This is a genomic window from Streptomyces daliensis, assembly GCF_054782395.1.
The window spans coordinates 113,177-124,520 of record NZ_BAAGSO010000070.1 but is presented as its reverse complement, the minus strand read 5'-3'; the positions used below and the strand labels follow the sequence as shown (position 1 = coordinate 124,520).

Genomic DNA, 11,344 nt, shown 5'->3' with positions numbered 1-11,344 from the left:
CGTCCCGCTGGCGGGACGGGTGGGCACAACCCGTGCCACCGGCCCGCCACACGCGAACGAACCCCCCAAGGGGCACCCACAGCAGGCGCACCCCCACGAGAAGCGGGCACCCCGTGTGGCCTTCACCCCGCACCCCGTGAAGGGGCACACCAGCGTGAAGCGGGAACCCTGTGTTTCCTTCCGCACCCCGCGAAGGGAGCGTCAGGGGGACAGGACTGTGCGGAGTTGGTCGAGGGACCAGTCGAGGTCCTCCTTCGCGATGACCAGGGGCGGCGCGATGCGGATCGTGGAGCCGTGCGTGTCCTTGACCAGGACGCCTCGTGCCATCAGGCGCTCGGAGATCTCCCGCCCCGTGCCGTGCGCGGGGTCGATGTCGACGCCCGCCCACAGCCCCCGCCCGCGCACGGCCTCCACCGCACCCGCACCGGCCAGCAGCCCCAACTCGTGGTGGAGGTGGTCGCCCAGTTCGCGGGCGCGCTGCTGGAACTCGCCGGTACGCAGCATCGCGATGACCTCCAGCGCCACCGCGCAGGCGAGCGGGTTGCCCCCGAACGTCGAGCCGTGTTCGCCGGGCCGGTAGACCCCGAGCACGTCCCGCGAGGAGACCACGGCGGACACGGGCACGACGCCGCCGCCCAGCGCCTTCCCCAGGACGTACATGTCCGGGACCACGCCTTCGTGTTCGCAGGCGAACGTGGCCCCCGTACGGCCGAGCCCCGACTGGATCTCGTCGGCGATGAACAGCACGTTCCGCGAGCGCGTCAGCTCGCGCACGCCCGCCAGATAGCCGGGCGGCGGCACGAGCACGCCCGCCTCGCCCTGGATCGGCTCCAGCAGCACGGCCACCGTGCTGTCCGGGTCCTCGTCGATCGCGGCTTCCAGTGCGGCGAGGTCGCCGTAGGGGACGATCTCGAAGCCGGGGGTGTAGGGGCCGAAGTCGGCGCGTGCCTCCTCGTCCGTCGAGAAGGAGACGATCGTGGTCGTGCGGCCGTGGAAGTTGTTGTCCGCGACGATGATCCGCGCCCGCCCCTGGGGCACGCCCTTGATCTGGTAGCCCCACTTGCGGGCCGTCTTGACGGCGGTCTCGACCGCCTCGGCGCCGGTGTTCATCGGCAGGACCATGTCCATGCCGCACAGCTCGGCCAGCGCCTCGCAGAACTCGGCGAAGCGGTCGTGGTGGAAGGCGCGGGAGGTGAGGGTGACGCGGTCGAGCTGGGCCTTGGCCGCCGCGATCAGGCGCGGGTTGCGGTGGCCGAAGTTGAGCGCCGAGTACCCGGCGAGCATGTCGAGGTAGCGGCGTCCGTCGGCGTCGGTCAGCCAGGCGCCCTCCGCCGAGGCGACGACGACGGGGAGGGGGTGGTAGTTGTGGGCGCTGCGCTCTTCGGAGGCGGCGATCAGCTCTTCCGAGGTGGACATACGGGGTCTCCGTTTCTTCCGGCCGGGGGCCCGGGGGTGCCGGGATCGGCCCCGGGAACGCGCTCGTGGAACCGTCGGAACCGTCGTGCGGTGCCTCTTTCTATCGTTCGCCGCCCGCTTTGCGAAGAAACACGGCGCCCCAGGTCAGGGGAAGACAGCCCTCCGGTCCAGCGGGGGGACGGTGCCCCAGCTCACGGGAAGGGTGTGCGCGGCCAGGGGCGGGGACCTGAGAGAATGGGGCGCATGGCCAACGACCGTCCCCGTGTGCTCTCCGGTATCCAGCCCACCTCGGGCTCGTTCCACCTCGGCAACTACCTCGGCGCCGTGCGCCAGTGGTCCGCGCTCCAGGAGACTCACGACGCGTTCTACATGGTCGTCGACCTGCACGCGATCACCATCCCCAAGGACCCCCAGGAACTGCGGGACAACACGCGGCTCGCCGCGGCCCAGCTTCTGGCCTCGGGCCTCGACCCGGACCGCTGCACCGTCTTCGTCCAGAGCCACGTCCCCGAGCACACCCAGCTGAGCTGGATCATGGAGTGCCTGACGGGCTTCGGCGAGGCGTCGCGGATGACGCAGTTCAAGGACAAGTCGAGCAAGCAGGGCGCCGACCGCACGTCGGTCGGCCTCTTCACCTACCCCGTACTCCAGATCGCGGACATCCTGCTCTACCAGGCCAACCAGGTCCCCGTCGGCGAGGACCAGCGCCAGCATGTCGAGCTGACCCGCGATCTCGCCCTGCGCTTCAACGGCCGCTACGGCGCGACGTTCACCGTCCCGGAGCCGTACATCCTCAAGGAGACGGCGAAGATCTACGACCTCCAGGACCCCGCGATCAAGATGAGCAAGTCGGCCTCCACGCCGAAGGGCATCATCAATCTCCTGGACGAGCCCAAGGTCTCCGCGAAGAAGATCAAGAGTGCGGTGACCGACACGGACACGGTGATCCGTTTCGACGAGGACAAGAAGCCGGGCATCAGCAACCTCCTCACGATCTACTCCACGCTCACCGGAACCGGAATCGCGGAACTGGAGCAGAAGTACGACGGCAAGGGCTACGGTGCGCTGAAGACCGAGCTGTCGGAGATCGTCGGCGAATGGGTGGCCCCGTTCAGGGCCCGTACGCAGGAGTATCTGGCGGACCCGGCGGCGCTGGACGCCGTCCTCGCCAAGGGCGCGGAGAAGGCCAGGGCCGTGGCGTCCGAGACGCTGGCGCTGGCCTACGACAGAGTGGGCTTCCTGCCCGCGGCGCGGAGCTGAGCGCCTCCGGCGCGTAGGACGGACGGCCCAGCCCGGACCGGACCCAGCACCCGGGCAGCGGCAGAGCACAAGGCACAAGGCACGAGGTACGAGGCAAGCAGAGGAGGGAGGACGAGGTGGGGACCGTCACGCTCGGTGTTTCCATCGCGGTCCCGGAGCCGTACGGCAGCCTGCTCCAGGAGCGGCGCGCGGGCTTCGGTGATCCCGCGGCCCACGGCATTCCCACGCACATCACGCTTCTCCCGCCGACCGAGGTCGAGGCCGGGAGGCGGCCCGACATCGAGGCGCACCTCGCGTCGGTCGCCGCCGCCGGGCGGGCCTTCCCGCTGCGGCTGTCCGGCACCGACACGTTCCGGCCGCTGTCGCCCGTGGTCTTCGTGCAGGTCGTCGAGGGCGGCTCGGCCTGCTCCTGGCTCCAGGAGCGGGTGCGGGCCCCCGAGGGGCCGCTGGTGCGGGAGCTGCACTTCCCGTACCACCCGCACGTCACCGTCGCGCACGGCATCTCCGACGAGGCCATGGACAAGGCGTACGCCGAGCTGGCCGACTTCGAGGCGTCCTGGACGGCCACGGGCTTCGCGCTCTACGAGCAGGGCGAGGACCTCGTGTGGCGGCTCCAGCGCGAGTTCGCCTTCGGCGACCGCGACCAGCCGGGGCAGCAGGGGAAGGCGGGACAGTCCGGCCAGCCCGGATCGCCCACTGAGAACGGCCGGACGGGTACAGGCACCGGTACGGGAGCGGGAGCGGCCGGTCAGGCCGGAGCGGTACCGGGATGCGCTGACAAAGGAGCACGGCTGATGGGCGTGCCCCGTCAGGTCTCGCACCCTTCGCCCGCGTGCGGCCCGGACGCCTCGTTCGCCCCGCTGCGCTGATCCCTCCCCGCCCCTGAGCCCCACCCGTGCGCCCCGCGCGCGGCGGCGCCCGCGAGTGGTCCCCCGCCTCTCCTCGCCACCGCTTTCCCATGCCCGCGCGGCCGTGTGACCAGGGAAAGCCGGGTAACCCGCCACCCGGCGGGCCTGCCAGGCGCCGGGGGTGAGCGCGCCTAGGCTTTCGGGACGATGAGGCGATGAGCCGACGGAAGCGGAACGCAGCGCGACGACAGCCGTGACGACAGCGCGACGACAGCGCGACGACAGGTGGTGGACATGGACTGGCTCACCAGACTGCCGGTGATCGGCCCCGCGGCGGCATGGCTCTTCCGTACGCGCGTATGGCGCGTGTACGAGCACCTGGACGCGCGCAAGTGGACGCGCCTGGCCGCCGCCATCACCTTCACCAGCTTCCTGGCCCTCTTCCCGATGCTGGCCGTCGGCGCCGCCGTCGGGGCCGCGCTCCTCTCCGACGCGCAGATGGACAGCGTGCGGCAGTGGACAGCCGACCAGTTCCCCGGCCTCGCCGACGAGCTGGACCTCCAGTCGCTGGTCGACCACGCGGGCACCGTCGGCGTCGTCGCGGGCGCGCTGCTGCTGTTCACCGGGGCAGGGTGGGTCGGCTCGTTGCGGGAGAGCCTGCGCGCCCTGTGGGACCTGGAGGAGGACCCGGGCAACCCGTTCCTGCTCAAGGCCAAGGACCTCGGCGCGCTGGTCGGGCTCGGTGCCGTGGGGCTCGTCTCGCTGGGCGGCTCGGCCTTCTCGGTGACCGCCGTGAGCTGGGTCGCGGAGCGGATGGGCCTGGTCGAGGGCGGCCTCGGTACCGTACTGCTGCGTACGGCGGCCTACGCGGCGGCGGGCGCCGCGAACTTCGTGCTGCTGGCCTACATGCTGACGCTGCTGCCCGGCGTCCGCCCGCCGCGCCGCGAGACGGTCGTCGCGTGCCTGACCGGGGCCGTCGGCTTTGAACTGCTGAAGCTGCTGCTCGGCGGTTATCTGAAGGGCGTGGCGGCCAAGAGCATGTACGGCGCCTTCGGCGTCCCCGTCGCGCTTCTGCTGTGGATCAGTTTCATGGCCAAGCTGCTGCTGTTCTGCGCCGCGTGGACGGCGGCACCGAGCCGCAGCGCCGCCGTCCTGGCGGAGGCGGAGGCGGCGGAGCAGCGCGACGGGGACGGGGACGGCGAGGGTGGTACGGGCGGCGCCGGGAGCGGCGGACCGGCGCCCGGCTCCACCCGCGCCGCCCCCGGTCCCAGTGGCCCCGTCAGCCCTGCGGCGGGCGCCGCCGCAGCCGCGACAGATCGGACAGCGGCCAGCGACGGTGCACCGCGTACGCGACCATGGCCAGCAGGACGAGAACGCCCGCGGTGATGCCCAGGGCCACGCCCGCGCCGCCCGAGGACTCCGCGCTCGCGCTGTCGCTCGCCCCGGCGCCGCCCGCCTGGCCCTCCTTGTCGCCGCCCTTGGCGTCGCCGGGGGGAGCGGCGCTCTCCTCGCTCCTCGGCGCGACGAGGTCGCCGACCGGGTTCACCTTGTCGGCGGCGGCGAAGCCCCAGTCGAAGAGCCTGGCGGTTTCCTTGTAGACCGCCAGGGACTCCTCCGTCTTCGGGTGCATCACCGTCACGAGCAGCACCCTGTCGCCCTGCTGGGCCACTCCGGTGAAGGTGCTGCCCGCGTTCGTCGTGCTGCCGTTCTTGACGCCCGCGATGCCCGGGTACGGCTTCAGGCCCACGTCGCCGGTCAGCAGGCGGTTGGTGTTCTGGATCTCGAAGCTCTCGCGCTTCTTGCCCTTCTTCGCGACGCCGGGGAACTTCGCGTTCGCCGTCGAGGCGTACTCGCGGAAGTCGGCCTTCTGGAGCCCGGAGCGGGCGAAGAGCGTCAGGTCGTAGGCGGAGGAGACCTGGCCCTTCATGTCGTAGCCGTCGGGGCTCACGGCATGGGTGTCCATGGCCTGTAGCTCACGGGCGTGCGCGTTCATCTCGCGCACGGTCTTCTCCTTGCCGCCGTTCATGGCGGAGAGCACATGGACCGCGTCGTTGCCGGAGCGGAGGAAGACGCCGAGCCACAGATCGTGGACGGAGTAGGTCTGGCCCTCCTTGACGCCGACGAGGCTGCTGCCCGCGCCCATGCCCTTCAGGTCGGAGGGGGCGACCTTGTGCTCCTGCGTCTTCTCGAACTTCGGCAGCACCGTGTCGGCGAAGAGCATCTTCAGGGTGCTGGCGGGCGCCAGCTTCCAGTGCGCGTTGTGGGCCGCGTACACCTTCCCCGTCTCCGCGTCGGAGACGATCCAGGACCGGCCGGTCAGCTTTTTCGGCAGCTCGGGCGCCCCGGCCCCCGCTTTGGGATCGACCTTGGTACCGGGGAGGCCGAGCTGTGCTCCGCCCAGCGACGACGTGCGTGCGGGCGGCTTGGGCTCCTTGCCCTTGCCGTCCGCCTCATCGGCGTGTGCGGCGGTGGTGAGTGAGGCGGGCAGCAGCATCGCGGCCGTCGAGACCGCGACGAGCGCGGCGCGACCGGTACGGCCGGTACGACCGGTATGAAAAGAAGTGGGCACCCTGCCGAAAGTACAGGGCGTACGCCCCGGGCGGGAGCCGCGGGGAGCCCAACTGGTGGGCGGGGTAGCCCCTCCCGGCGACCGTCTTAGCCCGATGGCCATACTGGATGCATGCCCCAGACCTCCGGGGGGCGCCCCGCGCACGCCCTCACCCTCAGCCGCCCTGTGTCCTGGTTTCTCCTTGCTTTTGGCGTTTGGTCCTGGTTTATCTGGATCACCTTTGTCAAAAACTTGTGGAAGGACGGCAGCGGGCTCGCATTCGACGATGCGGGCGATCCCACGGGTTACTTTTGGGTGCATCTGCTGCTCGCCATCACGTCCTTCGTCCTGGGCACGGCGATCGGCGTCATTGGTTTCCGGGGGCTGAGAGCTCTCCGGCGCATGTCGTCCGGGGAGTAAGGGGTGGCAAGGGCCGTGTTCGTCGTGATTCCGCTCGTGATGATCTGCGTGGTCGTCGGCGCGCACTGGTATCTGTGGCGCCGCCTCGTGCGGGACGTCTCCGCACCGGGCGGTGTCTGGCGCCGTACGGGCACGGTCCTGGCATTCGCGCTGCCGCTGCTCGTCGTCGCCACCTTCACCGCGGGCCGGGGCGGAGCGCCCTTCGCCGTCGAGCGGGTGCTGGCCTGGCCCGGCTATCTGTGGCTCGCGCTGCTGATCTATCTGCTGCTGTCCCTGCTGGTCGGCGAGGCCGTGCGGCCCCTGCTGCGGCGCTTCCTGGAGCGGCGCGACGCGGCTCGGGGTGCGGGTACGGGTACTGGCGCGGGTGCGGGGCGCGTCGGCGCGGGGGAGGGCGCCGCCGCTCCGGCACCCCGTGAGCCGGGGCTCGCGGTCGGCGCGGCCAAGGGTGCCCCGGCGCCTGTCGCCGGTTCCGGTTCCGGGGCCGCGACGGAGGCGGACGGGCAGGCCGGGGGGCTCGCCGTGCGGGACGAGGAGGACGAGCGCGAACCGGCCGCCTCCACGGCCACGGCCCTGGACGAGGCCCGCGAGACGGGCGACGGAGCCGACGGCTCCGGAAGCGGCTCCGCGAGCGGCGGCACCGGCACCGGCAGCACGCGGGCGCCCTCCGCCGGAGCGGGCGGCACGGGCGGCCAGGACAAGGGCGCCGGGCGCGTAAGCGCGGACACGGGCACGGGCACGGGCACGGACGCGGGCACGGACACGGCGGACGCGGGGCCTTCGCGACGGCTCTTCGTCGCCCGCACGGTCGCCGTCGGAGCCGCCCTCGTGGGCGGCGCCACCGTGGCGGGCGGCGCGTACAGCGTGCTGAACGGCCCCACGCTCAAGCGGGTCACCGTCCCGCTGGCCAAGCTGCCCCGCCAGGCGCACGGCTACCGCATCGCCGTCGTCAGCGACATCCACCTCGGCCCGATCCTCGGCCGCTCCCACACCCAGCGCATCGTCGAGACGATCAACAGCGCGCAGCCCGACCTCGTGGCCATCGTCGGCGACCTCGTCGACGGCTCCGTCGCCGACCTCGGCCCGGCAGCCGAGCCCCTGCGCAACCTGCGCTCCCGGCACGGGTCCTTCTTCGTCACCGGCAACCACGAATACTTCGGCGACGCGGCCGAGTGGGTCGACCACGTACGGGAACTGGGCATCGAGCCGCTGGAGAACGCCCGCAAGGAACTGCCGGGCTTCGACCTCGCGGGCGTCAACGACGTCGCGGGCGAGGACACCGGCGAAGGGCCCGACTTCGCGCGCGCCCTCGGCGACCGCGACACCTCGCGGGCCTCGGTCCTCCTGGCGCACCAGCCCGTGCAGATCCACGAGGCCGTCGACCACGGTGTGGACCTCCAGCTCTCCGGGCACACCCACGGCGGCCAGATGTGGCCGGGCGAGTACCTCGCGGGCCTCGCCAACCCCACCGTCGCTGGCCTGGAGCGCTACGGCGACACACAGCTCTACGTCACGCGCGGCGCCGGTGCGTGGGGGCCGCCCGTGCGGGTGGGGGCCGAGTCGGACGTGACCATCGTGCGGCTGGCCGCCAAGCGCGCCTGACCGCTCTCCTCGGGGCTCTTCTCGTCGCCCCCCTCCGGGGCACCGCCGTCCGTCCCCGGGAGCGTCACCGTCACGGCGAGCCCGGCGCCCGGCGCCGTCGTGACGTGGACGGTGCCGCCCTGCGCCTCCGTACCGGCCCGCACGACGGACATGCCCAGGCCGCTGCCCTGGGCCGAGCCCGTACGGAAGAAGCGGTCGAAGATGCGGGCCGCGTCCTGCGGGGCCATGCCGGGGCCCTCGTCGGCCACGCGCAGCACGATCCGCTCCCCGTCGAGGGGGCCGCGCGCCCCGGCGTCCTCGTCGCTGCCGTCCCGGACATCGCCGTCCCGGCCGTCGTGCCCGTCCTCGGCGGGTACGCGGGTCACGGAGACGTCGAGCCGGGCCGCGACGGGGGTGTGGACGCGGACGTTCGCCACGAGGTTGCCCACCACCTGCCGCAGCACCGCCTCGTCCGCGAGCGCCACGCACCCCTCGCCCTCGCCATTCCCGTCCCGGGGGCCCACCGTCAGCTCGACGGGCCGATCCGGCTGCTGCGCCGACAGATCCGCCAGCGACTCCTCCACGAGCCGCGCCACGTCCACGGCCCGTGGCCGCAGCTCGGGCCGCTGGTCGAGCCGGGCCAGTGCCAGCAGCTCGTCCACCAGGCGGGCCATCCGCTCCGACTCGGCCGTCATACGGGCCAGCGCCCGCGTCCGCTCCTCGTCCTCCGTGAGCATGCCGCGCTCGTACAACTGGAGGTAGCCGCGGATCGCCGCGAGGGGCGTCCGCAGCTCGTGCGAGGCGTCCGCGACGAAGCGGCGCAACTGGGCCGCCGCGTGCTCGCGGGTGAGGAAGGCCGCCTCGACCTGGTGCAGCATCGCGTTGAGCGCCAGGCGCAACTGCTCGACCTCGCTCACCGAGTGCTTGTCCGGCGGCGCCGCGACCCTGCGGGACAGGCCGAGCCCGTCGGGCCCCTCCTCCCCGTCCGGGGAGCCCTCCGCGATGGCGGAGGCCGTCTCGACCATGTCCTCCAGCGGACGCAGCCGACGCCGCGCGCCGAAGAACGACGCCGTGCCCAGCCCGGCCATCAGCACCACACCGACGGCGAGTTCGAGCCGCACCACCTTCGCCATCACCTTGTGCACGCTGCTCACCGACGAGGCCAGCACCACCAGTTGCCCGTCGCCCAGCCGCACCGCAGTGGCCCGGTGGAGCCTGCCGTCCACATGCACGTCGCGCGGCTGCGAGGCGTTCACCAGCGCGGCCGGATCGGTCACGGCGGCGGCCAGGGCCCGCTGCCGTGCGTCCGTCCTGATACCGGCCACCTTCGTGGCCTCGCCGTCCGCGCCGATCGCGGCGAACAGCAGCGTGCCGCCCGTCGCGTGACCCAGGTCGTCCGGGCTCAGGGTGCCGTTCAGCTTGGCGACGGTGCCGATCGCGGCGATACGGTCGGCCGTGGGGCGCGCCTGCTCGATGCCGTCGCGGGTGCGCAGCAGGTCGGCGTCGATCGCGGACATCAGATAGTGCTTGACGCCGACCAGGCTGATGCACGTCGCGACGACGATGCCCGTGGCGAGCATGGCGATGCCGCTCAGGGTCAGCTTGGCGCGCAGCGATCCGGGGCGCCGCGCCCGGCGCGACGGTATCCGGGGCACGCGTATCCGGGGCGGCCTCATGGGGCGCCCGTGCCCTGGTCCTCTGCGGGGCGCAGGCCGTAGCCGACGCCTCTGCGCGTACGTATCAGGGGCGGGCCGAGGGGGGCCAGCTTGCGGCGCAGATAGCTGATGTACGTTTCCACGACCGTCGACTCGACGGTGTGCTCGTAGCGCCACACGTCCCGCAGCAACTGCTCCTTCGGCACGATGCGGTCCGCGTGCCGCACGAGGTGGCGCAGCAGCGCGAACTCCGTCGGCGTCAGATCCGCCGAACGCCCGCCGCGCCGCACCGTGTACGTGGCCTCGTCCAGCTCCAGGTCTCCGTGCCGCAGCACGGGCGGACGCTCGGGGGAGGCGGGGCGGTCCGCGCGGTCCGCGCCGCGCGCCGTGGCGGCGCGGGTGCGGCGCAGGACGGCATGCAGCCGTGCGACCACCTCGTCGACGTTGAACGGCTTGGTGATGTAGTCGTCGCCGCCCAGCGTCAGGCCCTGGACGACCTCCGCCGGCGCGTCGCGCGCTGTGAGGAACACGACGGCGAGATCCGCGTGTTCGGCGCGCAGCACGCGGCACACCTGGCGGCCGTCGCCGTCGGGCAGCGCGATGTCGAGCAGCACCGCGTCGGGCCGCGCCGCGCGGGCGGCCTCGACGGCGGCCTGCGCGCCTGCTGCGGTCACTACCGCGAAGCCGTGGAAGCGGAGGGTGATCGCGAGGACGTCCGCGATGCTCGGTTCGTCCTCGACCACGAGAACGGTGGCGGTACGCGTCGACGACGACGCGGGCTTCTGGGCCGTCGAGGGCTTCATACGTCCAGTATCGACGGGGGGTTGCCGGTCCGTCGGGGGTGTTGCGGGTCCCCTTCGCGGGGTGCGGAAGGAAACGGGGGGTGCCGGTTCGTCGGGGGTGTTGCGCGGGACGGTTGGCCGGTGTGGTGGGTGCCGTAGGGTCCCGCGCTGATTTTTGTGCGGCGTCACGGGGGCGGTGCGCGTGTGGCTTGGCGCCGTGTTCGGGTGCCTGGTCGGTGGCTTCGGCGCGGCGTATGGACCGGTGCGTCGCGGCTGGCGCCGCGTGATTCGGGGTTTCGGCCGTGGTTGTGGGGTTGGTGTGTGGTGGGGGTCGGTGCCGTGCCGGGGTGTCTCCTCGGGCGGCGACAAGTGCGGGTCGGTTTTTCGGCTGCCTGCGTCGGCTTTTCGGCTGTCTGTACATACTCGTCGCCACCACTTGCGGGGACACCCCACCACGTCCCCTCCCACCCGGTGGCCAACCTCCGGCCGGTGACCCCTCCGCTTGTTCCCATGCTGTGGACCGGTGCCTCATCGGCACCCATGCGCCCGCTCCGGCGCCTCGCCGGAGGGGGCCGGTCACCCTTGTTGTGGGCAAGCGTCCCGCTCGGCGAGGGGGCACCTCCCAGCGGTAGCTGGGGGAGGGTGGGCACAACCCGTGCCACCGGGCCGCAGCACGCGAACGAGACCCCAGAGGGCAATCGGGTAGGCGCACCCCTGCCAAGGGGGAGTTGCGCGGGACGGTTGGCCCGTGGAGTGGGGACCGTAGGTCCCGCGCTGGGGGTGGGCCGCCACACGGCAAGGCGCCGCAGTCGCACCCCGCGAAGGGGGGATGGGCGT

The 11,344-nt window shown here is 72.6% G+C and carries 9 protein-coding genes; 5 read left to right on the top strand and 4 right to left on the bottom strand.

The features are described from left to right. Window positions 1-201 precede the first annotated feature (201 nt). Window positions 202-1,416 carry an ornithine--oxo-acid transaminase gene (gene rocD / locus ACYVOO_RS16735; protein ID WP_461016431.1) on the bottom strand — a complete coding sequence of 405 codons (1,215 nt, stop codon included), beginning with the start codon at window positions 1,414-1,416 and terminating at the stop codon, window positions 202-204. Window positions 1,417-1,659: 243 nt separating this feature from the next. Here rocD and trpS point away from each other — a divergent pair, with 243 nt between their 5' ends. From trpS to ACYVOO_RS16720, 3 genes are all read left to right on the top strand, one after another. After that, complete coding sequence (gene trpS, locus ACYVOO_RS16730; RefSeq protein ID WP_461016430.1) at window positions 1,660-2,676, top strand: tryptophan--tRNA ligase; 1,017 nt, start codon at window positions 1,660-1,662, stop codon at window positions 2,674-2,676. A gap of 116 nt (window positions 2,677-2,792) precedes the next feature. Beyond that, window positions 2,793-3,545, top strand: a complete 753-nt coding sequence (locus ACYVOO_RS16725) for a 2'-5' RNA ligase family protein (protein ID WP_461016429.1) — start codon at window positions 2,793-2,795, stop codon at window positions 3,543-3,545. Window positions 3,546-3,818: 273 nt separating this feature from the next. Continuing rightward, window positions 3,819-4,910 carry a YihY/virulence factor BrkB family protein gene (locus ACYVOO_RS16720; RefSeq protein ID WP_461016428.1) on the top strand — a complete coding sequence of 364 codons (1,092 nt, stop codon included), beginning with the start codon at window positions 3,819-3,821 and terminating at the stop codon, window positions 4,908-4,910. Here ACYVOO_RS16720 and ACYVOO_RS16715 read toward each other — a convergent pair. Continuing rightward, entirely contained in the window at window positions 4,804-6,018 is a 1,215-nt protein-coding gene (locus ACYVOO_RS16715) for a D-alanyl-D-alanine carboxypeptidase family protein (protein ID WP_461016441.1), read from the bottom strand. The genes ACYVOO_RS16720 and ACYVOO_RS16715 overlap by 107 nt on opposite strands. Window positions 6,019-6,204: 186 nt before the next feature. On the opposite strand from ACYVOO_RS16715, the gene ACYVOO_RS16710 reads away from it, so the two are divergent. Together ACYVOO_RS16710 and ACYVOO_RS16705 are read left to right on the top strand one after the other, a co-directional pair. Then, the gene (locus tag ACYVOO_RS16710) at window positions 6,205-6,492 is read left to right on the top strand and encodes an SCO4848 family membrane protein (protein WP_461016427.1); all 288 of its coding nucleotides are present in this window, start codon (window positions 6,205-6,207) and stop codon (window positions 6,490-6,492) included. A gap of 39 nt (window positions 6,493-6,531) precedes the next feature. Continuing rightward, window positions 6,532-8,091 (top strand): metallophosphoesterase, encoded by a 1,560-nt coding sequence (locus ACYVOO_RS16705; protein WP_461016440.1) that lies wholly within the window; start codon window positions 6,532-6,534, stop codon window positions 8,089-8,091. Here the strand turns inward: ACYVOO_RS16705 and ACYVOO_RS16700 are convergent. After that, window positions 7,995-9,725 carry a sensor histidine kinase gene (locus tag ACYVOO_RS16700; RefSeq protein WP_461016426.1) on the bottom strand — a complete coding sequence of 577 codons (1,731 nt, stop codon included), beginning with the start codon at window positions 9,723-9,725 and terminating at the stop codon, window positions 7,995-7,997. The two genes, ACYVOO_RS16705 and ACYVOO_RS16700, sit on opposite strands and share 97 nt — an antisense overlap. A gap of 17 nt (window positions 9,726-9,742) precedes the next feature. Beyond that, window positions 9,743-10,528, bottom strand: a complete 786-nt coding sequence (locus tag ACYVOO_RS16695) for a response regulator transcription factor (protein WP_461016425.1) — start codon at window positions 10,526-10,528, stop codon at window positions 9,743-9,745. Window positions 10,529-11,344: the final 816 nt, after the last annotated feature.

Coding starts and splice junctions, on each gene's coding strand:
- ACYVOO_RS16710 (WP_461016427.1), top strand. CDS start 6,205: ATGCCCCAGACCTCCGGGGGGCGCCCCGCGCACGCCCTCACCCTCAGC.
- ACYVOO_RS16720 (WP_461016428.1), top strand. CDS start 3,819: ATGGACTGGCTCACCAGACTGCCGGTGATCGGCCCCGCGGCGGCATGG.
- ACYVOO_RS16715 (WP_461016441.1), bottom strand. CDS start 6,018: ATGCTGCTGCCCGCCTCACTCACCACCGCCGCACACGCCGATGAGGCG.
- trpS (WP_461016430.1), top strand. CDS start 1,660: ATGGCCAACGACCGTCCCCGTGTGCTCTCCGGTATCCAGCCCACCTCG.
- ACYVOO_RS16705 (WP_461016440.1), top strand. CDS start 6,532: ATGATCTGCGTGGTCGTCGGCGCGCACTGGTATCTGTGGCGCCGCCTC.
- ACYVOO_RS16695 (WP_461016425.1), bottom strand. CDS start 10,528: ATGAAGCCCTCGACGGCCCAGAAGCCCGCGTCGTCGTCGACGCGTACC.
- rocD (WP_461016431.1), bottom strand. CDS start 1,416: ATGTCCACCTCGGAAGAGCTGATCGCCGCCTCCGAAGAGCGCAGCGCC.